This is a genomic window from Streptomyces sp. NPDC060049, assembly GCF_042736715.1.
Lineage (GTDB): Bacteria > Actinomycetota > Actinomycetes > Streptomycetales > Streptomycetaceae > Streptomyces.
In genome coordinates this window covers 355,205-380,958 of sequence record NZ_JBHWVV010000001.1, presented here as the reverse complement: position 1 = coordinate 380,958, position 25,754 = coordinate 355,205, and the positions used below count along the sequence as shown (strand labels likewise).

The window sequence follows — 25,754 nt, the reverse complement described above, 5'->3', positions numbered from 1 at the left end:
ACCGCCCCACCCCCCCCGGCCCCCCCCCCCCCCGCCCCGGCCCGGCCCACCCCCAACCCGGCCCCCGCCCCCGGCCCCCACCCCGTCCCCGCCCCCCGAACAAGGCCCCGTCCCCGCCCCACCCACCCCCACCGAAAGCCCCCCGAATACCCTCCCCAGAGCGGCCCCCACCCCCCAGACCCCCCTCCGGAGGAGACATGCCCCCCCTGGTCCGAGGCGCGCGAGCGACCGGCGTCACCACCCTCACCCTCGACTCCCCGGCCAACCGCAACGCGCTCTCCACCGACCTGGTCACAGAGCTCCGCACGGCCCTGGCCGACGCGGCCACGGACGACGCCGCGCGAGCCGTCGTCCTCACCCACACCGGCAACACCTTCTGCGCCGGCGCGGACCTGAAGTCCCCCTGCGACCCGGCCGACTTCCTCGCCCTGCTCCGCGAGATCGCCGAACTCCCCCAGCCCGTCGTCGCCCGCGTCACCGGCCACGTCCGCGCGGGCGGCCTCGGCCTCCTCGGCGCCTGCGACATCGCCGCCGCCGGCCCCGCGTCCACGTACGCCTTCACCGAGACCCACCTCGGGGTCGTCCCGGCCGTCATCTCCGCCCCCCTGCTGCCGCGCCTGGACCCGCGCGCGGCCTCCCGCTACTTCCTGACCGCCGAAGCCTTCGATGCCGCCGAAGCCGCCCGGATCGGTCTGCTCACCCTCCACGGCGAGGACGTCGACGAGATCCTCGCGCCCGTACTCGAAGGCCTGCGCAAGGCCGGACCGCAGGCGCTGGCGGCGACGAAGCAGCTGCTCGCCGCCCCCGTCCGGGCCGCCCTCGCGCAGGACGGGGCCGCGCTCACCGAGCTGTCCGCCCGCCACTTCGCCTCCGCCGAGGCCCGTGAGGGCATCACCGCCCGCTTCGAGCGCCGGGACCCGTCGTGGCGGCGATGACCACGGCGAACGGCCCCAAGCAGGCCCGCAGCCGGGTCACCCGCCGCCACCTGCTGGAGGCGGCCGTCTCCTGCCTGGCCGAACACGGCTGGGCGGGCTCCACCGTCTCCGTCGTCGCGGAACGGGCCGGGGTCTCGCGGGGCGCCGCCCAGCACCACTTCCCGACCCGCGAGGACCTGTTCACCGCGGCCGTCGAGTACGTGGCCGAGGAACGCTCCACGGCCCTGCGCGAGCTCTTCCAGGCCGGGCCCGCGCCGCGCCCCGTCGTCGTCGAAGCGCTCGTGGACCTGTACACCGGCGTGCTCTTCCGCGCCGCCCTCCAGCTGTGGGTCGCCGCCTCCAACGAGGAGCAGCTGCGTCCCCGGGTCACCGAGCTGGAAGCCCGCGTGGGCCGCGAGACGCACCGCATCGCCGTGGAGCTGCTGGGCGCGGACGAGTCCGTACCGGGCGTACGGGAGACCGTGCAGGGCCTCCTCGACATGGCCCGCGGCCTGGGCCTGGCCAACGTCCTCACGGACGACACCGCCCGCCGGGCCCGCGTCGTCGCCCAGTGGGCCCGGATCCTGGACTCGGCCCTCGGGTGAAGGGCGCCGCGCCCCTGTGAACGCGAAAGGCGCCGCACACCCCGTAGGGGATGCGGCGCCCCGGCGTTCGCGGCGGCCCTGTGCGGTGGCGGCCGGCGAACTCCGATCAGGTCACGGGGATCAGCCGGTCCGGATCAGTTGCCCCGCCCCAGGTCCGTGATGTCGGAGTAGCCCTCGATCACGCTCGGCTTGCGCACGCCCGGCCCGATGTAGCGGGCCGAGGGGCGCACCAGGCGGCCCGTGCGCTTCTGCTCCAGGATGTGCGCCGACCAGCCGGCGGTGCGTGCGCACGTGAACATCGAGGTGAACATGTGCGCCGGGACCTCCGCGAAGTCCAGCATGATCGCGGCCCAGAACTCCACGTTGGTCGCGAGCACCCGGTCGGGGCGCCGCGCGTGCAGCTCCTCCAGCGCGGCCTTCTCCAGCGCGGCCGCCACCTCGTAGCGCGGGGCGTCCAGCTCCTTGGCCGTGCGCCGCAGCACGCGGGCGCGCGGGTCCTCGGCGCGGTAGACGCGGTGGCCGAAGCCCATCAGCCGCTCGCCCTTGTCCAGGGCCTTCTTCACGTAGGCCACGGCGTCGCCCGTGCGCTCGATCTCCTCGATCATGCCGAGGACGCGCGACGGCGCCCCGCCGTGCAGCGGCCCGGACATCGCGCCCACCGCGCCGGACAGCGCGGCCGCCACGTCCGCGCCGGTCGACGCGATCACCCGCGCGGTGAAGGTGGAGGCGTTCATCCCGTGCTCGGCGGCCGAGGTCCAGTAGGCGTCGACGGCCTTGACGTGCTTCGGGTCGGGCTCGCCGCGCCAGCGGATCATGAACCGCTCGACCACGGACTCGGCCTTGTCGATCTCGCTCTGCGGGACCATCGGCCGGCCCTGCCCGCGGGCGGACTGGGCGACGTACGACAGGGCCATCACGGCGGCGCGCGCGAGATCGTCGCGGGCGGTCCGCTCGTCGATGTCGAGCAGCGGTTTCAGGCCCCAGACCGGGGCGAGCATGGCGAGCGCCGACTGCACGTCGACCCGGATGTCACCGGAGTGCACCGGGATCGGGAAGGGCTCGGCGGCCGGCAGGCCCGGGTTGAAGGCACCATCGACCAGCAGACCCCAGACGTTCCCGAAGGAGACGTGGCCCACGAGGTCTTCGATGTCGACGCCCCGGTAGCGCAGAGACCCGCCCTCCTTGTCGGGTTCGGCGATCTCCGTTTCGAACGCGACGACTCCCTCGAGCCCGGGTACGAAGTCGGACATCAGGCGGCTCCTCAGATAGTGCGAACACGCGCGGCTCCCGGCGTGATTCGCGGTCCGGCGCGGTCATCCCCGTTGATGCCCGGCACGGCCGATGGTCACCCTTGTGGGACCGTCGGACCGGCCCCAAGATTTTGTCCGTTCCACAAGGCGCGGGGAAGCGTGACATACGGCACACCCCTCGTGCGTCCGTTGGGGGAGTATGGCCGCGTGACCGATCAGCACCATGACCCAGCCGTCATGCGCAAGCAGTACCGCTCCCACCTCGTGGCGGAGGAGAACCTCGCCGAGGACCCCATGGGCCAGTTCGCCCACTGGTTCAAGGACGCGGCCGAAGCGAACATCTTCGAGCCCAACGCCATGATCGTCTCGACGGCGACGCCCGACGGCCGCCCCAGCTCCCGCACGGTGCTGCTGAAGCAGTTCGACGGGCGGGGGTTCGTCTTCTTCACGAACTACGAGTCCCGCAAAGGCCGCGAGATCGCCGCCAACGCCTTCGTCTCCCTGCTCTTCCCCTGGCACCAGGTCGCCCGCCAGGTCATCGTCACCGGCACCGCCTCCCGCATCGGCCGCGACGAGACGGCGGCGTACTTCCGCTCCCGCCCGCACGGCTCCCAGTTGGGCGCCTGGGCGAGCGAACAGTCGACGGTCATCGCCTCGCGCTCCGAGCTCGACCGCCGCTACGCGGAACTGGAGGCCCGCTACCCGGAGGGCGAACAGGTCCCGGTCCCCCCGCGGTGGGGCGGCATCCGGGTGGTCCCGGACGCGGTGGAGTTCTGGCAGGGCCACGAGAACCGCCTGCACGACCGGCTGAAGTACGTCCTGGAGGCCGGCGTGTGGCGAGTGGAACGCCTCTGCCCCTAGGCCGCCTCTTCCGGATCTTGCCGACTCCGAGCGGCGGGCGGGAGACGCAGACGACCCGCGGAAACGAAAACGACCTGCGGAAATGCAGACGACCCGCGGGCTCGGGTTTCTCTCCTGCAGTGAGAGAAGCCGGCCGGACGTACCGGCGAGCCCGCGGGTCGGGTGACTGCTGTGGATTGGCGCCAGGCGATCCGCCGGGCACCGCACTGGGTGCGTGCGACGACGGGCGCTTAGCCCGCAGTCACCTCACGCGTCCGGAATTCGTACATTTCCGGGATCACCTCCTTTCAGTGTGCTGCCACTGTAAGCACCCCCGCGGACAGCGCTCAAGCGAATTTCCGAGGCGAATTCGCGGGCGTGTCCACGGCCTGATCGGCAGGGGTGCCCCGGTCCTCCGGGGCTGGTCGGCGGGTCACACCTTCCTGACGACGACCGAGTCCGGGAGCAGCCGTTCCAGGCCCCGGGCGGCGAGGTCGACCAGTTCCACCAGCCGGTCCCGGTCGCCGGGTGGCAGCCGACCCGCCACACCTGGGCCGGAACAAAACGGGAGGATTGCGGGAAGTGGGTGTGGGGTGCGTCACGTTCCAGTTCAATTGCGTGACGTGCCGCACACGCGAACACCTGCAGGGGGCCCAGGTGACTGCTTCCGGACGTAGTGAGACCGCCGACGATCTGCTCGCAGCGCTGTTGGACGGGATGGACGCCGCCTTGTGCGCGTTCGACGCCGACGGCGTGATCACCCACTGGAACCGCGAGGCCGAGCGGATCCTGGGCTGGTCCGCGGGGGAGGCCGTGGGGCGCAAGGGGTTCGCGGGGTGGGCCGTACGGGCCGCCGACGCGCAGGACGTGCAGGACAGACTCATGTCCGCCCAGGACGCTCCGGGCCGCCACGTGCACGAGTTCGCGCTGCTGACCAAGGGCGGCGGGCGGGTGCTCGTGCGGACCCAGTCCGCCGGGGTGCCGGGCGCCGACGGCAAACCGGCCGGGGTGTACTGCGCCTTCAGCGAGGTGCACGCGCAGATCGACCTGGAACGGTCCATCGCGCTGAGCGAGGCGCTGATGGAGGACGCCTCCTGGGGCGTCGTGCTCGTCGACGTGGACCTGCGCCCGGCCGTCGTCAACGCGCACGCCGCCCGCGCCTTCGGCTCCGGGCGCACCGCTCTGCTCGGCCGCCCGCTGGGGGAGCTGCTGGCGCAGGGCGTGGAGGAGCTGGAAGGCGCCCTGCAGCACGTGTTGGCCGAGGGCGCCCCGCCGGCGCCCGTGGAGCTGTGGGTCTCCGTGCGCAGCCCCGAGGGCCTGCGGCGGCGGTGCTGGCGCTGCGGGTTCCTGCGCCTCGCCTCGCCGCTCGCGGAGGAACCCGTACCGCTCGGCGTCGCCCTGCTGTTCCAGGACGTCACCGAGGCCCGCCAGGCGCAGCTCGACACGGCGCAGCTGCGGTTCCGCTCCCACCAGCTGTACCGCGCCGGGCGGGCCGCCGCCGAGTGCGAGGACCCGGCGGAGGCGGCGGCCGTACGGCTGGAGTTCGCCCTGGCGGGCTTTGCCGAGCACGCGCTGCTCGACGTACTGGAACCGGGGCGCGCGCGGCTGCGGCGCTGGGCCGCGTCCCCGCCCGGTCTGCCGGGGCTGCCGGAGCCCGGGGCGATCCCCGTGCGGTACGGCGCCGGGCACCCGGCGCTGCAGGCGCTGGACCGGACCGGGTCGGTGCGGACGAGCGCCCCGCCCGGCGCGGCCGCCGGGGAGTGGGCGCGCGCCCGGCGCTGGCCGGAGGGCGCGGCGCACGCGCTGTGCACGGTGCTGCGCAGCCGGGGGCGGAGCCTGGGGACGCTGACGTTCCTGCGCGGCCCTTCGCGGGCCGCCTTCGAGCCGGTGGACGCGGCGTACGCGGAGGAGGTCGCGGCCCGGGTCGCGGCGGACCTGGACCTGGACCTGGCCGGGCCCGCGGGCCCGGGGCCCGGCCCGGGCGGGGCATAGGCCCGCAGACGGCTCAGCGGGGCATAGGCCGCCGACGGCTCAGTGGCGGAAGAAGATCCGGTCGCCGTACTCCTGCATGACGCGGCCGTTCCACTCGTGGCCGCCGTCGACGTTGCCCGAGCGCAGCAGCGGCGGCTCGACCCCGCGGGCGGCGAGCTCGCCCGCCGCGGCGGCCATGACCGCCTGCATGATCGCGCTGGTCACCACGGTGGAGGCGGGGGCGAAGGGGGCCTCGATCCCCTCGAGGGTGAGCTCGGCGTCGCCGACCGCGATCTTGCTGTCGAGCACGACGTCGCAGTGGTCCTTGAGGAAGGTGCCCGATACGTGGCGGGACTTGGTCTCGGTGGCGTAGGCGACCGAGGTCACGCCGATGACCTTGAGGCCGATCGCGCGGGCGTTCATGGCCATCTCGACCGGCAGCGCGTTGCGCCCGGAGAGGGAGATGATCACGAGGACGTCGCCGTCGGAGGCCGGGCTGCTGTCCAGGACCGCTCCGGCGAGGCCGTCGACGCGCTCCAGGGCGCTGCCGAGCGTGGCCGGCATGACGTCGATGCCCGCGGTGCCGGGGACGGCGAGGAAGTTCATCAGGGCGAGTCCGCCGGCCCGGTACACGACGTCCTGGGCGGGGAGCGAGGAGTGGCCGGCGCCGAAGGCGAAGAGCTTGTTCCCGGTGGCGACGGCCTGCGCGATGAGGGCGCCCGCCTCTCCGATGCGGGCGGACTCCTCGTCCCGTACCCGCTCCAACAGGCCGATCGCGGCGTCGAAGAACTGACCGGCCAGCTTGCTCTCGCTCATACGCCGATGGCCTTCCGGGGGGAGTGGGGTGGGGTTGTCGTCCGTGTCCGCCGCTCACCGTGCGGTCTGGACCAAGGACGTGTCAATACGAACGTCAATCCACGGCGCGAAAGGGCCGGCGGCATCCGGAATGCGAGACGCCGGGACGTCTCGAGACAGGTTTCCGCGGTCCGGTACGGGCCTTGCCCTCCGGTACGGGACGGTTCACGGTGCGATGCGTCAGAATTGGGGGCAGGGCCAGCGCACGCAATCCGAGGGGCACGAATGTCCGGACTGATCGATACCACGGAGATGTATCTCCGCACCATCCTCGAGCTGGAAGAGGAAGGCGTGGTCCCCATGCGCGCCCGTATCGCCGAGCGGCTCGACCAGAGCGGCCCGACGGTGAGCCAGACGGTGGCGCGGATGGAGCGGGACGGGCTGGTGGCCGTCGCCAGCGACCGGCACCTGGAACTCACCGATGAGGGACGGCGGCTGGCGACGCGCGTGATGCGCAAGCACCGTCTCGCGGAGTGCCTGCTCGTCGACGTCATCGGCCTGGAGTGGGAGCAGGTGCACGCCGAGGCCTGCCGCTGGGAGCACGTGATGAGCGAGGCGGTGGAGCGGCGGGTGCTGGAGCTGCTGCGTCACCCGACCGAGTCGCCGTACGGCAATCCGATCCCGGGCCTGGAGGAGCTGGGGGAGAAGTCCGAGGCGGATCCGTTCCTGGAGGAGGGGATGGTCAGCCTGTCCGAGCTCGACCCGGGCACCGAGGGCAAGACCGTCGTCATCCGGCGGATCGGCGAGCCGATCCAGACGGACGCGCAGCTGATGTACACGCTGCGGCGGGCCGGCGTGCAGCCCGGCTCGGTGGTGAGCGTGACCGAGTCGCCGGGCGGTGTGCTCGTCGGCAGCGGTGGCGAGGCGGCGGAGCTGGGGGCGGAGGTCGCCTCCCACGTGTTCGTCGCGAAGCGCTGACGGTCACCGGGGGGCATGGGGTGGCGTTCTGAGGGGTACTGCCGGACGGAACGGATGCTGACGCACTCGCGTTCGACCGGGTCGCCTCTGCGGGCGAATCCCGCCGGTGTCGGGCGGCGAAGGGCTTCGCGGATCGGTATGGATGTGGGTGGTCCCGGCGCCTCGCGGCGCCGGGACCAGTCCTCCCCTGTCTGACCTGGAGCCCCGAGCTCTCAAGGTCATCCCCTTCGGACCGTCTTCCCCGAGCGGCCCGCCTCCCTGTTGAAAGGATCTCCATCGGCAGCGGCGGCCAATCCTTGAGGAAGGTCACTCGAAAGAGCGGTGTTGGCGGCGAGAACCCTGTTTTCGAATGGGGGTTCGATACTGTGGCCGGGAGCGAAGGGGGTGCATCTGCGGTGGTACAGCGCTTCGATGTGACAGGGGCCGACGGCGTACGCCTGGCCGCCTGGGAGTTCCGCGCGGCGGCCGCGGAGTCGCCGGGAGAGCCCGCGGCCCTCTTACTCCACGGTCTGATGGGCCGGGCGTTCCACTGGGCCGGCACCGCCCGCTGGCTCGGCGCGAGCCGCCGCGTCGTGGCCCTCGACCAGCGCGGCCACGGCCAGAGCGAGCGCCCGTCGGTCGGCGGCGACTCCGCCTCCTATGCGCGCGAGGCCTTCGTGGCCGATGCCGAAGCCGCCATCGAGCAGCTCGGCCTCGCCCCCGTGGCCCTGATCGGCCACTCCATGGGCGCTCTCACCGCCTGGCAGCTCGCGGCCCGCCGCCCCGACCTCGTGGCGGCCCTGGTGATCTGCGACATGAGGGCGTCCGCGCTCGGGGAGGCCTCGCAGCAGGAGTGGGAGGAATGGTTCCGGCACTGGCCCCTGCCGTTCCCCACGCAGGACGCGGCCCGGCGCTGGTTCGGCGAGGACGATCCGCGCGTGGAGCGGCCCGACCCAGGCCGCGGGGCGTTCTTCGCCGAGGTGATGCACGAGGCGGACGACGGCTGGCGGCCCCAGTTCTCGCGCCGCCAGATGCTGACCGCGCGCGAGACGTGGGTCCACGACGCGCACTGGGAGGAGCTCGCCCAGGTCCGCTGCCCGACCCTGGTCGTCCGCGGCCTGGACGGTGAGCTGGGCCGCGCCGAGGCCCAGGAGATGGTCCGCGTCCTCCCGGCCGGTCAGTACGCCGAGATCCCCGACGCCGGCCACTACCTCCACTACGACCAGCCGACCGCCTGGCGCGAGGCGGTCGAGCCCTTCCTGAGCGGCATCAAGACCTCGGCGTGACGACGGCGCGGGGCCGGGCCGGGGCGGGCGCGGCGCAGCGGCCCCCGGCGCCGGAGGTGACGGCGGGATCCGGCGCCCGGGCCGTGACGGCGGTGCGGTGCGGGGCGGGGCGCCCGGGCCGTGACGGCGGTGCGCGGCCCCCGCGCCCGACGGGTCACGGCCGGGCGGCCAGGAGCGCGAGCTGCTCCGCCGGAGCCAGGGCCTCGCCCGCGCTGGAGGAGCTGGGCTGGGACGGGCCGGTGGACCGTCTGCTGCGGGTCGGGATCTCCGAGTACTGCGGCATCGACGGGGCCACCGTCCACTTCGTCCACGACTCCCTGAGCGCGGGCGCGTCAGCCCTCGACGAGGCGGACGCGGCGCTGCGGAACCGGGCGGCGGTCGCCCCTGGTACGGCCGGGGACGCCGTGACCGGGTGAACCCCACCGGTCACGGCGCCGGCCCCCGCGGCGCGTGTGCGCGTCAGCCCTTGCTGACCGCCAGCAGGATCTCCGGGAGCCTGCGCGCCACCGTCGGGGCCGCCAGGCGCAGACCGGCCCAGGCGGTCAGGGTGCCCCAAGCGGCACCCAGAGGGAGCAGGATCCAGCTGAGCGACTGGTGTTCCGCGCCGTTCAGGTAGACGGTCAGGGCGATCACGGGGGCGCAGATCACCGCCGAGGCGAGCAGCCCGCCGAAGAGGCCCATCCACGCCAGGGCGCCCTGGCCCGGAGCGACGTTCTTGAAGGCCCCGTCCGTCGGGATGGAGTACGGGAAGCGGGCCGAGGCCACGGCGCCCGTGCAGAGCATCGAGCCGAGCAGGGCCAGTGCCAGGCCCGTGGCGGCCGGGAAACCGGGCCAGTCGCCGACCAGGGCGGCCGTCACCGCCGTGACGAGGACGGTGTACGGGACGGTGACGAGCGCGATGGCCAAGGCGCGGGCGCGCAGTTCCCCGTACGCGTCGCGCGTGCCGGAGATGGTTTGCGCGACCATCCAGAACGCCGAGGTGTCCTGCCCGAACTGGTTGTAGGTCTGGACGCCGAGCATCCCCGCGCCGAAGCAGGCCAGGTACACCGACCCGCTGCCCTGCAGGGCGTTGGCGACCGGAATGATCAGGCCGATCGCCAGGGCCGACACCCACGCCGACTTGGTCTTCGGGTCACGGACGACGTAGCGCAGCGTGCGCTGCATGGCCGCGCCCGTCCGGTTGTCGGGGAGTAGGGACCAGCGGCTCCCGCTCGCGGTCTTCTCCGGCTTGGCCGCCGCGATCGTGGAGCCGTCGGGGGTGACCATGAGCTTGGTCAGGCCGCGCTCCCAGTAGGCGAGCAGCAGGAGCAGGGCGGCGACCGTGACGGCCAGTTGGGCCGCCGCGACGGCGTACGCACCCTCGCTGGCGGAGTCCACCATGCCGACGGCCGTCGCGGGCGGCAGCCAGCGGATGACGGCCTCGGCCGGCTCCAGCTTCTCCAGGCCGCCGTTCTGGAACAGCCGCTGGCCGGCGAAGCTCGCCACCTGCGCGCCCACCGCGATCAGCAGGCCGCTGAGCAGCGCGAGGTCGCGCCCCTTGCGGCTGGTCAGGAGCCGTACGTTGGCCGTCGCCACCGCCCGGGCGAGCGCGACGCAGCAGAGCAGCAGGAGCGGCACCGCCAGTACGGCGGCGGCCGCGCCCGCGGCGCCCCGGGCGAGGGCGATGGCCGAGCCGATGGCGAGGCACAGCGTGAACAGCGGTCCGACGCCGACGAGGGAGGAGGCCAGCAGGGCCCGCACGAGCGGCCGCGGGCGCAGCGGCAGCATGACCAGCCGGCTCGGATCGAGCGTCTCGTCGCCCGTGGGGAAGAACAGCGGCATGAAGGTCCAGCCGAGGGCGAGGACCGCCGCGAGCAGGACGACGACCGCGCTCGCGTGGGCGTTGCCCCGCAGCAGGGCGAGGCTGAGGGTGACGAAGAAGGCGACGACGAGGGCGAAGGCGAGGGCGCCGAAGTAGGCGGCCTTGCGCTTCGAGGAGCCCTTGAGGCCGTTGCGGAGGAGGGACAGCTTGAGGCGGACGAAGAGGGGGGTGAGGGACACCGAGGCGGCGGCGGAGGACGGGGGGATTCCCGCCCCGGGGCTCATGACCGGCCCGGACACGGAGCCCGATGCCGATTCCGATGCCGACCTCGCCCCCGACGCGGATCCCGATGCCGATCCAGGTGCGGATCCCGGTCCTGACGCCGGACCCACGGGTGCGGAGGTGTTCATCGGACGCCCACCCCGCCGCCCGTGCCGCCCGCGCCGGTGCCGCCCCCGAGCCAGTCCAGGGACTCGCCCGTGGCCCGGCCCTGTGCCCCGACCAGTTCCAGGAACGCGGCCTGGAGCGAGGGCGCGCCGCCCCGTACATCGGCCAGCGGGCCCGCGGCCCGGATGCGGCCGGCGGCCATGACGGCCACCCAGTCGCACAGCGACTCGACGAGCTCCATGACGTGTGAGGAGAAGACGACCGTGGCGCCGGAGGAGGTGTAACGTTCCAGCACCCCGCGGATGGTCTGCGCGGACACCGGGTCGACACCCTCGAACGGCTCGTCCAGGAACAGCACTTCGGGGTTGTGCAGCAGTGCGGCCGCCAGGCCGATCTTCTTCCGCATGCCCGTCGAGTAGTCGACGATCAGTTTGTTCTGCGAACCGGCCAGGTCCAGGACCTCCAGCAGCTGCGTGGCCCGGCTGTCCGTCTCCGGTCCGGGCAGCCCCCGCAGCCGGCCCATGTAGCCGAGCAGTTCGCGCCCCGAGAGCCGCTCGAAGAGCCGCAGCCCCTCGGGCAGCACGCCGATCCGGGACTTCACCGCGACCGGGTCCGCCCATACGTCGTGTCCGGCGACGATCACCCGGCCCATGTCCGGGCGCAGCAGCCCGGTCACCATCGACAGCGTCGTCGTCTTGCCGGCGCCGTTCGGCCCGACCAGCCCGATGAACTGTCCGGCGGGCAGCGCCAGGTCGATCCCCGCGACGGCCACCTGCTCGCCGAACCGCTTCCACAGACCCTCTACCCGCACGGCGGCCTCGGCGGACGGCGCGGATCGCGCACCGCCATCCGTACCGTCGGCCCCACCCGTCGCAACGCCCTGGTCCGGCATGCGCCTGCCTCTCGTTCCGTTCCCCGTGTCCTGCTTTTCTCACCATAGGAGGAGGGATGGAGGGCGGAGCAGTTACGTATGTCATGTGTTTCCCGGCGGGCGGATCGCGCCCGCCCGCCGGGACCACGGGGCTTCTCCCGTACGGACCTACGGGTTGCGCCGGGCCCGCTCCGCCGCCGCCTCGCGGCCGCACGCGTAGGCGAGCGCGTCGATCAGCTCCTCCACGTCGGGCAGCCAGCGGTTCGCGGCCGTCGGGGGCTGCGCCCACTGCACCGAGCCCCGCCCGCCGATGCGGGTCGGGGGAGCGGCGACGTACTCGCCCTCGCCCCGCGCCGCCAGGTCGAGTTGGGCCGGCTGCCAGCCGATCTTGCGCAGCAGGTCCGGCACCTTCGCCCCGGCGCCCGGCAGTACGAAGAACAGCATCCGGCCGGCGGGGGTGGCGATGACCGGACCGAGGGTGCGCTGCATGCGCTGGAGCCGGGCCAGCGCCAGGAAGCCGGCCGCGTCCGGCAGGTCGAGCGCGTCGAAGGTCCGGCCGGTCGGCAGCAGGATCGAGGCCTTCGGGTGCTTGCCCCAGAGCCGGCGGACCTGCACGGCGCTGCCCGAGGCGTGCGAAGCCCAGTCCTTCACCGTCGCGTGCGCACCGGGTGCCGGGCAGTCCGTGGCCCCGCACGAGCACTGCTCCCGCCCGTCCGCGGACTCCAGCCAGGCGCCGGCGAAGACGTCCCAGTGCCGTTCTTCCGTGTACCGCACGGCATGGTCCAGCAGCGGCTCACTGCGCTGGAGGGGGATGGGCGCGGTCTCCGTGACTCCGATGGTCTTTTCCACGTGCAACACAACTCTTGCGGTCACCGGGGGTTACGGGGGTAAACCAGCCGGGGAGCGGAGCATCGATCCTGCATGCGGGGCGCATCGGTGCATCGCGGGGGGCGCGTGGGAGGTCGGGGCGCCGGAGGTGGGTAGCGACACGACGCAATGGGGAAGATTCCCCGCACATCAGGCGGGAAGTGATCATTCCAACGATCACCCGCGGCCTCTGGGGGTTTTCATGGCAGCCAGGCCTCTCCTCGCCCGCCAGCCGAACGAACGGCTGCAGGCGCTCATCCAGGAAGCCGGGTGTTCCAATGCCGGGCTCGCCCGGCGCGTGAACATGTGCGGGGCCGAGCACGGCCTCGATCTCCGCTACGACAAGACCTCCGTGGCCCGCTGGCTGCGCGGCCAGCAGCCGCGCGGCCGGGCCCCCGGGATCATCGCCGAGGCGCTGGGCCGCAAACTCGGCCGGACCGTCACCATCGACGAGATCGGCATGGCCAACGGCAAGAACCTCGCCTCCGGCGTCGGCCTGCAGTTCTCCCCGACCGTCGTCGGAGCCATCGAGCAGGTCTGCGAGCTGTGGCGCAGCGACGTCGGGCGCCGCGACTTCCTCTCCGGGTCGAGCGTGGCCTCCTCCGCGCTCGTGGAGCCGAGCCGGGACTGGCTGATCACCGGGGCCGACGCGCAGGTCGCCCGCACCGGCGGCTCGCGCGTGGGGATGCCGGACGTGGAGGCGGTGCAGGCCACCACCGAGGCGCTCAAGGACCTCGACCACCGCTTCGGCAGCGGGCACGTGCGGCCGGTGGTCGTGCACTACCTCAACTCGGTGGTCTCCGGGCTGATCGGCGGCTCGTACCGGGAGCCGGTGGGCCGCGCGCTGTTCGCGGCGGTCGCCCGGCTCACGGAACTGGCGGGCTACATGGCGGTGGACACCGGCCAGCCGGGGCTCGCGCAGCGCTACTACATCCAGGCCCTGCGCCTGGCCCAGGCGGCGGGCGACCGCGCGTACGGGGGCTACGTACTGGCGGCGTCCATGAGCCACCTCGCCGCCGAGCTGGGCAACCCGCGGGAGATCGCGCAGCTGGCGCGGGCCGCGCAGGAGGGGACGAGGGGCCAGGTCACCCCGCGGGTGGAGGCGATGTTCTACGCGGCGGAGGCGCGGGGGCACGCGCTGATGGGCGACACCCGGGCCACGGCGGTGCTGTCCTCGCGGGCCGTGACGGCACTGGAGCGGGCGGAACCGGAGTCCGGCGACGACCCGGCGTGGATCCGGCACTTCGACCAGGCGTACCTGGCGGACGAACTGGCGCACTGCCACCGCGACCTGGGTCAGGCGGACGCCGCGGTGAAGCGGGCCGAGGAGGCGCTGCGGGAACTCCCCGAGACGAAGGCGCGGCGCCGTGCGATCGGCATGCTGCTGCTGGCGGCGGCGCGGGTACAGCAACGGGAGGTCGAAGCGGCCTGCCAGACGGCCGCGCGGGCGACGGACATCCTGGCGGGGATCCGCTCGAACCGCGGGGCGCTGTACCTGGAGGACTTCCGCTCCCGCCTGGACCCCTACCGGGAGGAACCGTCGGTCCGCGAGTTCACCGCCCGCCTGGAGCCGGTGCTCTGACCCGCGGCCGGTGCCGCGCCGCCCCTGCCGGGGGGCCGGGTCCGGCCGCCCCGCGCGGTCGGTGCCGGCGGGGCGCGGCGGGGCTCCGCGGGGCCGGACGCGGCCCGGTCGCGGCCCGGGGCCGGGGCCGGGTGCGGAGGCCCGCGTAGGGGAGGCCTGACGGGGGAGGGGGATGACCGGGTAGCGTGGGCCGCCGGTTCCGGAGTTCGGACAGGTCGGAGAGGGAGTCCCGGTGACGGAGAGCGGACAGGGCGGCAGCCCCCAGGCAGGCGCGCCGTGGGGCCCGCCGATGCCGGCGCAGCCGCCCGCGCAGTCTGACGCGCAGCCGGAGCAACCGCAGGGCCGGCCTTCCTACGGGTACCCCGAGCCCGGTGGCCCCGCCTACGGCTACCCGCAGGGCCACGTCGTCGGCCCCGGCTACGAGGGTCCCGGTGACCCGCACGGCTACGGTTACCCGCCGCTCCCCGAAGCGGTGACCCAGTACATCCCGCCGGTCCCGGCGGGCCCCGCTCCGGGGCACGACGAGGCCGCGACGCAGTACATCGCGCCGGTCCCGGCCGCGCCCGCGCCCGGGGAGTACGGCGTACCGGGACACCATGAGGCCGCGACCCAGTACATCGCGCCGGTCCCGGCCGCGCCCGCTCCGGGGCACGACGAGGCCGCGACGCAGTACATCGCGCCGGTCCCCGCCGCCGCCCCGCACGGGGAGCCCGGCCCCCAGTACGGCGCTCCCGGGCACGACGAGGCCGCGACGCAGTACATCGCGCCGGTCCCGGCCGCCCCGGCGGATCCGGCCGCCGGGTTCGACGGGCTCTTCCGGGGTGACACCCAGCAACTGCCGCCCGTGCAGGAGCCGGTGCTCCGGCAGCCGTCGCCGCGTCCCTATCCGCAACAGCAGCAGCAACAGCACGCGCCGCAGCAGCCGCAGTACCCCTACCCGCAGCAACAGCAGGCGCCGCAGCAGCAGTTCCAGCAGCAGCACCCGCACCCGCCGCAGCACTTCCAGCAGGCCCCGCCCGCACCCCGCAAGGTCTCGCCCGCGATCGTCGCCGCCGTCGTCATCGGCCTCGCCGTCGCCGGGCTCGGAGTCGGCGCGCTGCTCAGCGACGGCAAGGCGCAGAACAACGACCCCGGCGCCGTGGGCACCGCCCCTTCCGCAGGCGGCTCCGCGGCGCCCGTCGGCGAGGCGCCGCTGGATCCGGCGCAGCCGCAGGCGGTCCAGCTGGACAAGCTCCTCGCGGACAGCAACGACAGCCGGGCCTCGGTGATCAAGGCCGTGGACGACGTCAAGGGCTGCCGCAACCTCGACCAGGCGGCCAACGACCTGCGCGCCGCGGCCCGCCAGCGCGAGGAGCTGGTCACCCGGCTCCAGGAGCTCAAGGTCGACCAGCTCCCCGACCACGCGAAGCTGACCGCGGCCCTGACCAAGGCCTGGAAGGCGTCCGCGGAGGCCGACAACGGCTACGCGTCGTGGGCGGACGACGTGAAGGCCGACGGCGAGAAGTGCAAGGACGGCAAGGCCAAGTCGACCGACAACGCCTCGGCCGGCAACAAGGCGAGCGGTGACGCCACCAAGGCCAAGGAGTCGGCGGCGGGCCTGTGGAACACGATCGCCGGCAAGTACAACCTCACCAAGCGGGACAAGAGCCAGCTCTGAGCGCCGGCCTCAGCTGGCGCGCGGGGCCAGCTCCAGGGTCTGGGTCATGTCCGTGGACTGCTCGCCCTGCTGGGCGACGAGGCGGCCCTGCTGGACGACCTGGAAGGTGACCTGGCCGTTCACGATGCGGGGGAAGCCGGCGACGGCGCGCATGTCCTGGTAGCGCCAGCTGAGGTCGGGGGTCAGGCCGCCCGTCTTGACCGGTTCGGACTGGTTGAGCTTGCGCGCGAGCGTGCGCGACGTGACCTCCTCGCCGCTCTTGAACCGCTTCAGGGCCTCGCTGAACACCGTGTACGCGATCCACGTGGTCTGGGCGCCGCTGTCGCCGGGGTCGACGCTGTCGTCGCCGAAGGCCTGCTCGGTGATGACCCGGCGCATCGGCTCCCAGAGCGGATCGGCGGCGACCGGGTACCAGCTGGTGACGTACGCGCCCTCGAAGGGGCTCTCCTTGCCGCCGGTGCGGTCCACGAGGGCCTGGCTGACGGAGCCGAGCACGGAGGAGATCTGCGGCTTCCTGTTCTGGGAGGCGGCGGCGCGGCGGAAGGCGTCGAAGAAGGTCTCGGTGCGCGAGCCGAGTACGGCGGCCACGCAGCCCTTCTCCTTGGCGTCCTTCGCGGCCGCCCCGTCCTTCCCCGCGGCCCCGTCCTTCGCCGCGGAGGTGTCGGTCAGTGCCTCGTGCGCCTGCGGGGCGAAGTCCGCGGAGTCCTCGGCGGCCCGGATGTCGCTGGCCTCGCCCGCCTGGTTCGCCATGAGGCCCGCGTTGAGCTGGAGGGGCAGCGAGTCGCCCGCGAGGGTGTCGGGGCGGACGAGGGCGACCTTGCCGCAGGCGCGGCCCAGTTGGCGGCCGGCGCCGGCGAGGAGGACGGGCTGGCCGCCGTTGACCGGGTAGGAGAGCGGGGACTGGAACTCCTCGGAGGAGACCCCGTAGCCGCCGATGAACGGGATGCCCTCGGCTTCCAGCGGGGCCATGAAGGCGCGCCCGTGCTGGCTGTACGAGCCGACGACGGCGACGGCCTTCTCGGCGATCGCCTTGCGGGCGCAGTCGGCGGCGCCGCCGGGCGTGTTGTGCTCGTTGCAGGTCAGGACGCGGAGCTTGTGGCCGTTGATGCCGCCGTTGGAGTTGACCCAGCGCTCGTAGGCCTTGGCCATGCCCGGCATGCCGGGCATGTTGGTCGCCTTGGAGTCCTGCGGCGCGAAGGTCATGACCGTGAGGGTGCCGCCGGTGGCCCCGGAGCCCCCCGGGCCCCCGGGGAGCACCCCGCACCCGGCGAGGAGACAGGCGCCGGTCGCCGCGGCCGCGGCCTTGGTCAGGAGGATGCGGGAAAGGGCCCTTGCGCTTCTCCGGGTGGTCATGTGCATGCACCATTCCGCGCCCGGGTAACCGAAGAGTGAGGTGTACACAACATGCGGTGACGTCGAGGTGAATTGCGGGTGGCGGGCACGCGCGCGGAGGGGCGGGCGCCCGCGTGGGGGAGGGTGGCGGGCACGCGCGGAGCGCGCAAGGGCGCCTCAAGATCGCGCAAGACGGGAACGTACGATCGAAAGCGTGACATTCGCCCAAGGTTCGAAGAACTCTTCCCGCCGCGGCGGCCGCTCCTCCACCATGGGCGGCATGCCCCTCAACGACATGCCGTGGTGGCGCTGGCGCAGCAACGTGCGCTCGGCGCTGCACATGCTCTCCGACCCCGTCTTCCAGGAAGACACCTGGCTGGCCGGCGCCGAAGGGTACGGGGACGTCACCGACGCCGTGTACCGGCTCGTCGAGGACACCTGGCTCGACAGCTGGTCCGCGGAGAAGTACGTCGGGACGATCTTCCGCGACTCGCAGGAGGCGGCCCTGGTCGACCTCGCCGTGCTGCGGGTGCTGCGGATCATGCACCAGATCGGCCCCGACGCCCCCGTCTCCGGCTACCTGGAGCACCACGCCTGGCCCGAGGCCGTACGGGCCGCGCGCGAGGCCCACGTACGGCTGGCGACGGCGGACGGCGACGACCCGGACGCGCGGCCCCGGTCGCTCGAGGTGCTGCGGATCCTCACGCGCGCCGTGTGAGCTGCGCGATGTGAAAGGCTATGCGGTCATGAGCGATGACCCGCAGCAGCGGCCCCAGGCCCCGCAGCAGTACGTACTGACCCTCTCCTGCCCCGACAAGCAGGGCATCGTGCACGCGGTGTCCAGCTACCTCTTCATGACCGGGTGCAACATCGAGGACAGCCAGCAGTTCGGCGACCGCGACACCGGCCTGTTCTTCATGCGGGTCCATTTCGAGGCGGACGAGCCGGTGACGGTGGACAAGCTGCGGGCCAGCTTCGCCGCGATCGGCGACTCCTTCCGGATGGACTGGCAGATCCACCGCTCCGACGAGCGCATGCGGATCGTGCTGATGGTGTCGAAGTTCGGGCACTGCCTCAACGACCTCCTCTTCCGCCACCGGATCGGCGCGCTGCCCGTCGAGATCGCGGCGGTGGTCTCCAACCATCCGGACTTCGAGGAGCTGGTCGGCTCCTACGGGATCCCCTTCGTGCACATCCCGGTGACGAAGGACACGAAGGCGGCGGCAGAGGCGCGGCTGCTGGAGCTGGTGCGCGCCGAGCAGGTCGAGCTCGTCGTCCTCGCCCGCTACATGCAGGTGATCTCCGACACCCTGTGCAAGGAGCTGAACGGGCGGATCATCAACATCCACCACTCGTTCCTGCCGAGCTTCAAGGGCGCGAAGCCCTACCACCAGGCGCACGCGCGGGGCGTGAAGCTGATCGGCGCGACCGCCCACTACGTGACGGCCGACCTCGACGAGGGCCCGATCATCGAGCAGGAGGTCGAGCGGGTGGGCCACGAGGTCACCCCGGACCAGCTGGTGGCGATCGGCCGCGACGTCGAATGCCAGGCGCTGGCGCGCGCGGTGAAGTGGCACAGCGAGCACCGCGTGCTCCTGAACGGAACCCGCACGGTCGTCTTCGCGTAGCCCTCCCGCCGCGTGCCGGGGCAGCACCCCGACACGGCGGAAGCGACTACAGGCGACTGAGCGAGGCCGCCGCGAAGAGGACGTCGCGGATGGCTTCGCGGTCGCCGTTCTGGCCGACCGCCGCGTCCTCCGGGAAGATGTGTCCCGCGGCCAGCTGGCAGAACTCGAAGCCGTCCAGGGCGATCCGGGCCACGGTGTGCTCCGGCGACGGCTTGGCCGCGGGCGAGTCCAGCGCGATGTCCCAGCCGCCTCCGCCCGCGCCCTCGATCTCCAGGTGCAGGGTCCGGCCCGGAGCCCCGGCCGCGACCAGCCCGCGCGGCGGCGCCGCCAGCCCCGCCCGCCGGCGTCCGGCCAGCGCCTGCGGCAGCAGGCGGGCCGCCAGGTCGATCATGCGGTGCAGGTGCGGAGCGGACGGCGGCTCGTACGGGTAGTCCACCGCCTCCGCGATGTCCACGGCGTGCACCCAGCACTCGAAGGCGCGCTCCAGGAAGGCGTCCGAGAGGGGGAGCGCGAAGGGCCCGTAGTCGACGTCCAGTTCGGCCACGCCCCGGCCCGCGAAGGACACCGTGCGCACCAGGGTGTGGCCCTGCTCCCGCCACGGCTCGCGCACCCGCCGCGTGGTCGGGTACGGGGAGTCCTCCCAGAACTGCTCCGTCCGGCCCGTCGGGGTGGCCGTGCGGGCGTCGGGGCCCAGCGGGTCGTCGAGGCCCAGCGCCGCCGCGATCACGCCGTCCACCGCCAGCAGGTGCCCGATGACCCCGGCCACCGTGGTCCGGCGCGTCCGGCGCCGCTCCTCCTCGAACCACTTGAGCCGGACCGGGGTGTGCCACTCCGAATCGCCGAAGCCCCGCAGCAGCGCGTCGAGCCGCGCCGTCTCGGTGTCGTACGGGCTCGCCCACACCGGTACGGGGATGCGTGCCGGGCGCTTGCCGAGGCAGTCCTCCAGCACGCGCGAGCGCAGCAGCGGCTTGAGGTCGAGGCTCTCCTCCGGGTGCAGGAGTCCCACGGCGTCGCGCAGCCGCAGCGCCTCCTCGGCGCAGGGCGCGCACTCGGTGAGGTGGTCCTCGACGGCCAGGGTCTCCTCGGTGGAGCAGGCCGCCAGGGCCCACGCGCCGAGCAGGGACTTCAGGACGGTGTGGGAGGGCGGGGGCGCGGGCGGGGCCGGCGCCTCCTCCACGAGGGCGCAGGTCCCGGGGTCATCGGGGCACTCGGCGGCCTGCGCGAACGGCGTGAACTCGAGGTCGTCGGCCGCCTCGCGCGGGCCCGGTATGCGCGCCGGGCCGCCGCCGCGGGGACGCTCGTGCTCTTCGCCGTCTTCGTCGAAGGGGCTCGTCATCGAGGTGTTCCATATCCCGAGGTGCCGTGTCCGGGCGGGACGTTGTCGTCCCGGGGGACGGCATTGGCCGTCGACAGCAGCTGCAGGCCCAGGCGCAGCCTGCGCCTGGCCTCGTCCTCGCTGATCTGGAGGTCGGCGGCGGCCTGGCGGTAGTCGCGTCGTTTGAAGTAGGCGAGTTCGAGCGCGGCGCGCAGCGGCGCCGGCATCGAGGTGACGATGAAGTCGGCGCGGGCGGCCGCGTTGGCGCTGCGCACCTTCTGCTCGAGCTCCTCGCGGGAGCCGCGCCCCAGCTCGGCCTGGCGCAGCCGGGCGACGGCCTGCCCCTGGGTGATGCGGGCGACCCAGGAGCGCATCGAGCCCTGCTTGGGGTCGTAGGCGTCCGGGTTCTCCCAGATGTAGCCGAACACCTCGCGGGTGATGCGGTCTGCGGCCTTCTCGTCGCCCAGGACCCGGTGGGCGAGGCTGTGCACGAGGGAGGCGAAGCGGTCGTAGAGCTCGCCGAGGGCGGCGGCCTCACCGCGTGCCAGGCGTTGTTGCATGCGGCGGTCCCAGCGCGGTGGTACGTCCTTCGCCATCGTGCCCCCAGCCGGATTCCCGGATTCGCAGCCGTGTGTCGACGACTCGAATGTAGTGGGCACACAGCGGTGTGCGCCCGTTTTGCGAGAACCTGGCCCAGGAAGTGCGCCCTGCGTGATAGGGGCGTAGCGCACCGTGAACCGGGAGGCGTTCCCTGGCACATGGCACAGGCGTACGCGCCCCGCCGCGCTCCTCGTGCGCTGGTTCGATGCGGCCACCTCCTTGACCGCTTCGCTTAACGCGCAGGCCACATAGGCCTTACGCTCCTGCCTTGTCTTGAACTGAACCCCACCGCACACGTGAAGGCGGAACGCCGAATATGGACAGCGCAGAGTACGAGCGCAAGATCGCCTCCCGATTCGCCACCTTCGACCAGGACGGGAACGGCTATATCGACCGGGAGGACTTCAGCGCGGCGGCCAAGGCGGTACTGGCCGAATTCGCCGTGGCGGCCCGCTCCGACCGTGGTCAGGCCGTCTTCGCGGGAGCGGAGGCCTTCTGGCAGGGCATGGCCGGGATCGCGGACGTGGACGGGGACCAGCGGGTGTCCCGTGAGGAGTTCATCACCGGCGCGGCGAAGCGGCTGCGCGACAACCCGCAGCGGTTCGCGGAGATCGCCCGCCCGTTCCTGCGCGCGGTGATCGCGGTGGCGGACGGCGACGGCGAGGGCGGCGGCCCGACCCCGGAGGCGACGGCGCGCGTGCTGCGCGTCCTCGGCACCCCGGAGGAACTGGCCGGCCCGCTGGCCGCGGCCCTGGACGGGGACGGCGACGGCCGCATCACGGAGGACGAGATCCTGGCCGCCTTCGCGGGCTACTGCGGCGTGGCGGCCCCGGACGCGTAGCCTCGGACGGCCGGGCCCCGACGGTAGGCCCGGTCGCGGAGGCCCCGACGTGGAGGCCCCGACGTGGAAGCCCCGGCCGGGCGGGAGCGGGACGGGTGACGGGCGGGCCGGAGCCCCGCCCCCCGGAGGGCTACGCGAACCGTTCGCGGAGCTTGTACTTGAGGACCTTGCGCAGGGCGTCGTTGCGGGGGAGGGCCTCCACCAGTTCCAGTTGTTCGGGGAGCTTGTGGGTCGAGAGTCCCTCGGCGCGCAGGTGCGCCGTCACCTCGGGCAGGGTCAGCGGGGCCGCGCCCGGGGGCTGCTCGACGACCGCGCAGACGCGTTCGCCGCGTTCGGGGTCGGGCAGGCCGATGACCGCCACGTCGGCCACCGCCGGGAGCCGGTGCAGCAGGTCCTCGATCTCCTTGGCCGAGATGTTCTCGCCCTTGCGGATGATGACGTCCTTGCTGCGACCCGTCAGGACCAGGTACCCGTCCGCCGTGAGGTGGCCGAGGTCGCCCGTGACCAGGTAGCCGTCGGCGTCGAAGACCCCCGTGTCCCCGTCCCTGTTCAGGTAGCCCTGGCAGACCGCCTCGCCGCGCAGGCGGACCTCTCCGTCCGTGCCCGGGGGAAGGGCCCGGCCTTCCGGCGTCGTGATGCGGATCGACATGCCGGCCGGGGGGCGGCCCTCGGTGGTGGCCAGGTTGTGCGCCGTGTCGTCCGGGGCGCCCATCGTGATCATCGGGACTTCGGTCATTCCGTAGCCGTGGGTGAGCTGGCAGCCCAGCTCGCGGACGACCGCGTGGTAGATCTCCGGGGGCTTGGGGGCGCCGCCGCCCGCGAGCAGGCGCAGGGTCGGGATGAGCTTGGTGCCCGGGTCCTTGCGCTGCTCCGTGAGGAACATCGAGTAGAAGGCCGTGGAGCCGCCGGCCACGGTGACCCCGTGGCGGCGGTAGCCGTCCAGGGCGGCGGGCATCGCGAACTTCTCGAAGAGGACGGCGGGGAACCCGTAGAGGAGCAGCATCACCGTGTAGTCGGGTCCGGCGATGTGGGCGAAGGGGAAGGCCATCGAGCCGACGTCGGCCGGTGAGAGGTGCAGGGCGTGGGCCAGGCAGGAGCCGCCCGCGATGAGGGAGCGGTCCGTGTGCAGGACGCCCTTGGGGTCCGAGGTGGTGCCCGAGGTCCAGTAGATCCACCGGACGGAGCCGCCCTCGCGCGGGGCCGGCGGGAGCACCGCCGGGTCCCCGGCGGGGAGGGAATCGTAGGCCTCGAAGACGCCGCGCGCGCCGAGGCGCCGTGCCATCGCGGTGTGGTCGAAGCCGCGCCACACGCCGGGGACGGCGAAGAACTCCGCCTTGGACTCGCGCAGGGCGAAGCCGACCTCACGGTCCCGGTAGAAGGGGATGACGGGGGTCTGGACGGCGCCGATGCGGGCGAGGGCGATCGAGAGCAGGACGGTCTCGATGCGGGTGGGGAGTTGCCAGGCGACCACCGTGCCGGGGCGCACGCCCATGTCGTACAGGCCCGCCGCGACCTCTTCGGAGCGGTCCCTCAGCTCCCCGAAGCTGAGCCGGCGGTCGTCGGCTGGGTCGTCGGCCGCCTCGATGAGGACGGGGGCGTGCGGGGTCATGGCGGCCCGGCGCGCGATCAGGTCCCACAGGGTCCGGGACCGGCTGAGTTCGACTGCGGTGCTGTCCGTCATCCCGGACCGACCTCCCCTGGCCGATGAGACCTGACGGATAGTCAGATCAAGCGGAGAGCGTAGGGCGCGGACGCTTGTCGGTCCAGGGGTGGGGGGCTAGCTTGGTTCCAGATTTCTGACGCTCCATCAGATTCGGCATCCGTCGGATCCGACGAACCGGCACACCGGAATCATTCGGCATGCGCGAGGGGACACCATGGAACTGCCTCGGATCATCAGCGTCGACGACCACGTCATCGAGCCCGCCCACCTCTTCGACGTCTGGCTGCCGGCCAAGTACCGCGACCGCGGCCCCAAGGCGCTCACCGCCGGCATCGGCGAACTCGCCTACACCGGCGGCAAGTACGTGATCACCATGGACCCCGACGGCCCGCCCACCGACTGGTGGGTCTACGAGGACCTGAAGTTCCCGTACAAGCGCAACATCGCCGCCGTCGGCTTCGACCGGGACGAGATGACCCTGGAGGGCATCACCCGCGAGGAGATGCGGCGCGGCTGCTGGGATCCCAAAGCGCGCCTGGCCGACATGGACATCAACCACGTCGAGGCCTCCCTGTGCTTCCCGACCTTCCCCCGCTTCTGCGGGCAGACCTTCGCCGAGGCGCACGACAAGGAGGTCGCCCTGGCCTGCGTGCGCGCCTACAACGACTGGATGGTCGAGGAGTGGTGCGGCGACAGCGGCGGCCGGCTCATCCCGCTGTGCATCATCCCCCTCTGGGACATCGACCTGGCCGTCGCGGAGATCCGCCGCAACGCCGCGCGCGGGGTGCGCGCCGTGACCTTCTCCGAGATCCCGACCTACCTCGGTCTGCCGTCCATCCACTCCGGGTACTGGGACCCCTTCTTCGCCGTCTGCCAGGAGACCGGCACCGTCGTCAACATGCACATCGGCTCCAGCTCGCAGATGCCGGCCGCCTCCCCCGACGCGCCGCCCGCCGTGCAGGCCTCCCTCAGCTTCAACAACGCCATGGCCTCGATGATGGACTTCCTCTTCAGCGGCGTCCTGGTGAAGTTCCCTACGCTGAAGCTGGCCTACAGCGAGGGCCAGATGGGCTGGATCCCGTACGCCCTGGAGCGCGCCGACGACGTGTGGCAGGAGCACCGCGCCTGGGGCGGGGTCAAGGACCTGATCCCCGAGCCGCCGTCCACGTACTACTACCGGCAGATGTTCTGCTGCTTCTTCCGCGACAAGCACGGCATCGCCTCGCTCGACGTCGTCGGCCGCGACAACGCCACCTTCGAGACCGACTACCCGCACGTCGACTCGACCTTCCCGCACACCAAGGAAGTCGCCCTCGACCACGTCAAGGGACTGGACGAGGAGACCGTCTACAAGCTGATGCGCGGCAACGCCATCCGCATGCTCGGCCTCGACTTCGACAAGGACCGGCGGACGGGACGGTAGGCGCGGTGGACCTCACCTACACCGAGGAGGAGCAGGAGTTCCGGGCCCGGCTGCGCGCCTGGCTCGCCGAGGTGCTCCCCGACCTGCCGCCCAAGCCCTCGCCCGACGACTGGCCCGGCCGGCGCGCCTACGACGCCGGCTGGCAGCGCAGGCTGTACGACGCCGGGTACGCCGGGCTGCACTGGCCGGCCGACGCGGGCGGCCGCGGGGCCACCCCGACGCAGCACCTGATCTACCTGGAGGAGACCGAGCGCGCCGGAGCCCCGTACGTCGGCGCGAACTTCGTCGGGCTGCTGCACGCCGGCCCGACCATCGCCGCCGAGGGCACCGCCGAGCAGCGGGCGCGCTGGCTGCCGCCCGTACTGCGCGGCGACGAGGTGTGGTGCCAGGGCTTCAGCGAGCCGGACGCCGGCTCCGACCTCGCTTCGCTGCGCACCCGCGCCGTCCGCGACGGCGACGAGTACGTCGTCACCGGCTCGAAGATCTGGACCTCGCACGCGGAGGTCGCCGACTGGTGCGAGCTGCTGGTGCGCACGGAGCCCGTCAGCGAGGCCGTCCCGAAGCACCGGGGGATCTCCTGGCTGGCCATGCCCATGGACGCGCCGGGGGTGACGGTCCGGCCGCTGCGCACGCTCGCCGGCTCCACGGAGTTCGCGGAGATGTTCCTCGACGAGGTGCGGGTGCCGGTCGCCAACCGGGTCGGCGCGGAGAACGACGGCTGGCGCGTCACGATGGTGACCCTGTCCTTCGAGCGCGGCACCGCCTTCGTGGGCGAGGTCGTCGCCTGCCGGCGCACCCTGGGCGAGCTGGCGCGCACCGCGAAGGCGAACGGACGCTGGGACGACCCGGTCCTGCGCCGGCGCCTGGGCCGGCTGTACGGCGAGTTCGGTGCCCTGTGGCGGCTCACGCAGTGGAACGTCAGCGAGTCCGAGCGCTCGGGCGGGGTCCCGGGCATCGGCGGCAGCGTCTTCAAGCTGGCGTACTCGCACGCGCGCCAGGAGCTGTACGACACCGCCGCCGAGGTCCTGGGGGCGCAGTCCCTCTCCTTGGAGGAGGAGTGGACCCTGGACCGGCTCTCCTCGCTCTCGTACACGATCGCGGCGGGCACCTCGCAGATCCAGCAGAACATCGTCGCCGAGCGGATCCTCGGCCTTCCGAAGGGCAGGTGA

General features: G+C 73.1%; 23 protein-coding genes. 14 read left to right on the top strand and 9 right to left on the bottom strand.

What is annotated here, in order from left to right:
- The first annotated feature begins 197 nt into the window (after nt 1–197).
- On the top strand, nt 198–935 hold the full coding sequence (locus ACFWBY_RS01740) for an enoyl-CoA hydratase family protein (protein WP_385330743.1): 738 nt from the start codon (nt 198–200) through the stop codon (nt 933–935).
- Nucleotides 932–1,519 carry a TetR/AcrR family transcriptional regulator gene (locus ACFWBY_RS01735; protein ID WP_385330746.1) on the top strand — a complete coding sequence of 196 codons (588 nt, stop codon included), beginning with the start codon at nt 932–934 and terminating at the stop codon, nt 1,517–1,519. Before ACFWBY_RS01740 ends, ACFWBY_RS01735 begins: the two co-directional genes overlap by 4 nt.
- 134 nt (nt 1,520–1,653) lie before the next feature.
- On the opposite strand, the gene ACFWBY_RS01730 is transcribed toward ACFWBY_RS01735, so the two are convergent.
- A complete protein-coding gene (locus ACFWBY_RS01730; protein WP_385330748.1) occupies nt 1,654–2,769 on the bottom strand; it encodes a citrate synthase 2 in 1,116 nt (371 codons plus the stop codon).
- A gap of 237 nt (nt 2,770–3,006) precedes the next feature.
- Between ACFWBY_RS01730 and pdxH the strand changes: the two genes are divergently transcribed.
- On the top strand, nt 3,007–3,630 hold the full coding sequence (gene pdxH, locus ACFWBY_RS01725) for a pyridoxamine 5'-phosphate oxidase (protein WP_385330871.1): 624 nt from the start codon (nt 3,007–3,009) through the stop codon (nt 3,628–3,630).
- A 636-nt stretch (nt 3,631–4,266) separates the two neighbouring features.
- A complete protein-coding gene (locus ACFWBY_RS01720) occupies nt 4,267–5,601 on the top strand; it encodes a PAS domain-containing protein (RefSeq protein ID WP_385330751.1) in 1,335 nt (444 codons plus the stop codon).
- A 39-nt stretch (nt 5,602–5,640) separates the two neighbouring features.
- On the opposite strand, the gene ACFWBY_RS01715 is transcribed toward ACFWBY_RS01720, so the two are convergent.
- On the bottom strand, nt 5,641–6,396 hold the full coding sequence (locus ACFWBY_RS01715) for an SIS domain-containing protein (RefSeq protein ID WP_385330754.1): 756 nt from the start codon (nt 6,394–6,396) through the stop codon (nt 5,641–5,643).
- Between the two features lie 264 nt (nt 6,397–6,660).
- Here ACFWBY_RS01715 and ACFWBY_RS01710 point away from each other — a divergent pair, with 264 nt between their 5' ends.
- The 3 genes from ACFWBY_RS01710 to ACFWBY_RS01700 all read left to right on the top strand — a co-directional run bounded on the left by ACFWBY_RS01710 (nt 6,661) and on the right by ACFWBY_RS01700 (nt 9,034).
- The gene (locus tag ACFWBY_RS01710; RefSeq protein ID WP_385330757.1) at nt 6,661–7,353 is read left to right on the top strand and encodes a metal-dependent transcriptional regulator; all 693 of its coding nucleotides are present in this window, start codon (nt 6,661–6,663) and stop codon (nt 7,351–7,353) included.
- 395 nt (nt 7,354–7,748) lie between these two features.
- On the top strand, nt 7,749–8,618 hold the full coding sequence (locus ACFWBY_RS01705) for an alpha/beta fold hydrolase (protein WP_385330759.1): 870 nt from the start codon (nt 7,749–7,751) through the stop codon (nt 8,616–8,618).
- A complete protein-coding gene (locus ACFWBY_RS01700; RefSeq protein ID WP_385330762.1) occupies nt 8,615–9,034 on the top strand; it encodes a hypothetical protein in 420 nt (139 codons plus the stop codon). The genes ACFWBY_RS01705 and ACFWBY_RS01700 overlap by 4 nt, the downstream gene beginning before the upstream one ends.
- A 43-nt stretch (nt 9,035–9,077) precedes the next feature.
- On the opposite strand, the gene ACFWBY_RS01695 is transcribed toward ACFWBY_RS01700, so the two are convergent.
- The 3 genes from ACFWBY_RS01695 to ACFWBY_RS01685 all read right to left on the bottom strand — a co-directional run bounded on the left by ACFWBY_RS01695 (nt 9,078) and on the right by ACFWBY_RS01685 (nt 12,526).
- Nucleotides 9,078–10,703: a transporter gene (locus ACFWBY_RS01695; protein WP_385330873.1), complete on the bottom strand. Its 1,626-nt coding sequence runs from the start codon at nt 10,701–10,703 to the stop codon at nt 9,078–9,080.
- 122 nt (nt 10,704–10,825) lie between these two features.
- Nucleotides 10,826–11,698, bottom strand: a complete 873-nt coding sequence (locus tag ACFWBY_RS01690; protein WP_385330765.1) for an ABC transporter ATP-binding protein — start codon at nt 11,696–11,698, stop codon at nt 10,826–10,828.
- Nucleotides 11,699–11,845: 147 nt separating this feature from the next.
- Nucleotides 11,846–12,526 (bottom strand): bifunctional DNA primase/polymerase, encoded by a 681-nt coding sequence (locus ACFWBY_RS01685; RefSeq protein ID WP_385330767.1) that lies wholly within the window; start codon nt 12,524–12,526, stop codon nt 11,846–11,848.
- Between the two features lie 220 nt (nt 12,527–12,746).
- On the opposite strand from ACFWBY_RS01685, the gene ACFWBY_RS01680 reads away from it, so the two are divergent.
- Complete coding sequence (locus ACFWBY_RS01680; protein WP_385330770.1) at nt 12,747–14,126, top strand: transcriptional regulator; 1,380 nt, start codon at nt 12,747–12,749, stop codon at nt 14,124–14,126.
- A gap of 232 nt (nt 14,127–14,358) precedes the next feature.
- Nucleotides 14,359–15,783, top strand: coding sequence for a hypothetical protein (locus ACFWBY_RS01675; RefSeq protein WP_385330773.1), 1,425 nt, complete (start codon nt 14,359–14,361; stop codon nt 15,781–15,783).
- Between the two features lie 9 nt (nt 15,784–15,792).
- Here ACFWBY_RS01675 and ACFWBY_RS01670 read toward each other — a convergent pair whose 3' ends face one another.
- Nucleotides 15,793–17,136, bottom strand: a complete 1,344-nt coding sequence (locus tag ACFWBY_RS01670) for an ABC transporter substrate-binding protein (RefSeq protein ID WP_385330776.1) — start codon at nt 17,134–17,136, stop codon at nt 15,793–15,795.
- Nucleotides 17,137–17,386: 250 nt separating this feature from the next.
- On the opposite strand from ACFWBY_RS01670, the gene ACFWBY_RS01665 reads away from it, so the two are divergent.
- Nucleotides 17,387–17,833 (top strand): hypothetical protein, encoded by a 447-nt coding sequence (locus ACFWBY_RS01665; protein ID WP_385330875.1) that lies wholly within the window; start codon nt 17,387–17,389, stop codon nt 17,831–17,833.
- A gap of 28 nt (nt 17,834–17,861) precedes the next feature.
- Nucleotides 17,862–18,743: a formyltetrahydrofolate deformylase gene (purU, locus tag ACFWBY_RS01660; RefSeq protein WP_385330779.1), complete on the top strand. Its 882-nt coding sequence runs from the start codon at nt 17,862–17,864 to the stop codon at nt 18,741–18,743.
- A 46-nt stretch (nt 18,744–18,789) separates the two neighbouring features.
- On the opposite strand, the gene ACFWBY_RS01655 is transcribed toward purU, so the two are convergent.
- Complete coding sequence (locus ACFWBY_RS01655) at nt 18,790–20,079, bottom strand: maleylpyruvate isomerase N-terminal domain-containing protein (protein WP_385330782.1); 1,290 nt, start codon at nt 20,077–20,079, stop codon at nt 18,790–18,792.
- Nucleotides 20,076–20,654, bottom strand: a complete 579-nt coding sequence (locus ACFWBY_RS01650; protein WP_214947791.1) for a sigma-70 family RNA polymerase sigma factor — start codon at nt 20,652–20,654, stop codon at nt 20,076–20,078. Before ACFWBY_RS01650 ends, ACFWBY_RS01655 begins: the two co-directional genes overlap by 4 nt.
- 320 nt (nt 20,655–20,974) lie before the next feature.
- Here ACFWBY_RS01650 and ACFWBY_RS01645 point away from each other — a divergent pair, with 320 nt between their 5' ends.
- Nucleotides 20,975–21,499: an EF-hand domain-containing protein gene (locus ACFWBY_RS01645; protein WP_385330786.1), complete on the top strand. Its 525-nt coding sequence runs from the start codon at nt 20,975–20,977 to the stop codon at nt 21,497–21,499.
- A 130-nt stretch (nt 21,500–21,629) separates the two neighbouring features.
- Here the strand turns inward: ACFWBY_RS01645 and ACFWBY_RS01640 are convergent, their stop codons facing one another.
- Nucleotides 21,630–23,180, bottom strand: coding sequence for an AMP-binding protein (locus tag ACFWBY_RS01640; protein WP_385330789.1), 1,551 nt, complete (start codon nt 23,178–23,180; stop codon nt 21,630–21,632).
- Between the two features lie 196 nt (nt 23,181–23,376).
- On the opposite strand from ACFWBY_RS01640, the gene ACFWBY_RS01635 reads away from it, so the two are divergent.
- Both ACFWBY_RS01635 and ACFWBY_RS01630 read left to right on the top strand, forming a co-directional pair.
- Nucleotides 23,377–24,585 (top strand): amidohydrolase family protein, encoded by a 1,209-nt coding sequence (locus ACFWBY_RS01635; protein ID WP_385330792.1) that lies wholly within the window; start codon nt 23,377–23,379, stop codon nt 24,583–24,585.
- A gap of 5 nt (nt 24,586–24,590) precedes the next feature.
- Nucleotides 24,591–25,754 (top strand): acyl-CoA dehydrogenase, encoded by a 1,164-nt coding sequence (locus ACFWBY_RS01630; RefSeq protein WP_385330795.1) that lies wholly within the window; start codon nt 24,591–24,593, stop codon nt 25,752–25,754.

Excerpts from the sequence above, each read along its gene's own strand:
- ACFWBY_RS01735 (WP_385330746.1), top strand. The coding sequence starts at position 932 with ATGACCACGGCGAACGGCCCCAAGCAGGCCCGCAGCCGGGTCACCCGC.
- ACFWBY_RS01640 (WP_385330789.1), bottom strand. The coding sequence starts at position 23,180 with ATGACGGACAGCACCGCAGTCGAACTCAGCCGGTCCCGGACCCTGTGG.
- ACFWBY_RS01695 (WP_385330873.1), bottom strand. The coding sequence starts at position 10,703 with ATGAGCCCCGGGGCGGGAATCCCCCCGTCCTCCGCCGCCGCCTCGGTG.
- ACFWBY_RS01730 (WP_385330748.1), bottom strand. The coding sequence starts at position 2,769 with ATGTCCGACTTCGTACCCGGGCTCGAGGGAGTCGTCGCGTTCGAAACG.
- ACFWBY_RS01680 (WP_385330770.1), top strand. The coding sequence starts at position 12,747 with ATGGCAGCCAGGCCTCTCCTCGCCCGCCAGCCGAACGAACGGCTGCAG.
- purU (WP_385330779.1), top strand. The coding sequence starts at position 17,862 with ATGAGCGATGACCCGCAGCAGCGGCCCCAGGCCCCGCAGCAGTACGTA.
- ACFWBY_RS01645 (WP_385330786.1), top strand. The coding sequence starts at position 20,975 with ATGGACAGCGCAGAGTACGAGCGCAAGATCGCCTCCCGATTCGCCACC.
- ACFWBY_RS01715 (WP_385330754.1), bottom strand. The coding sequence starts at position 6,396 with ATGAGCGAGAGCAAGCTGGCCGGTCAGTTCTTCGACGCCGCGATCGGC.
- ACFWBY_RS01670 (WP_385330776.1), bottom strand. The coding sequence starts at position 17,136 with ATGACCACCCGGAGAAGCGCAAGGGCCCTTTCCCGCATCCTCCTGACC.
- pdxH (WP_385330871.1), top strand. The coding sequence starts at position 3,007 with ATGCGCAAGCAGTACCGCTCCCACCTCGTGGCGGAGGAGAACCTCGCC.
- ACFWBY_RS01740 (WP_385330743.1), top strand. The coding sequence starts at position 198 with ATGCCCCCCCTGGTCCGAGGCGCGCGAGCGACCGGCGTCACCACCCTC.
- ACFWBY_RS01690 (WP_385330765.1), bottom strand. The coding sequence starts at position 11,698 with ATGCCGGACCAGGGCGTTGCGACGGGTGGGGCCGACGGTACGGATGGC.
- ACFWBY_RS01635 (WP_385330792.1), top strand. The coding sequence starts at position 23,377 with ATGGAACTGCCTCGGATCATCAGCGTCGACGACCACGTCATCGAGCCC.
- ACFWBY_RS01655 (WP_385330782.1), bottom strand. The coding sequence starts at position 20,079 with ATGACGAGCCCCTTCGACGAAGACGGCGAAGAGCACGAGCGTCCCCGC.
- ACFWBY_RS01650 (WP_214947791.1), bottom strand. The coding sequence starts at position 20,654 with ATGGCGAAGGACGTACCACCGCGCTGGGACCGCCGCATGCAACAACGC.
- ACFWBY_RS01710 (WP_385330757.1), top strand. The coding sequence starts at position 6,661 with ATGTCCGGACTGATCGATACCACGGAGATGTATCTCCGCACCATCCTC.
- ACFWBY_RS01665 (WP_385330875.1), top strand. The coding sequence starts at position 17,387 with ATGGGCGGCATGCCCCTCAACGACATGCCGTGGTGGCGCTGGCGCAGC.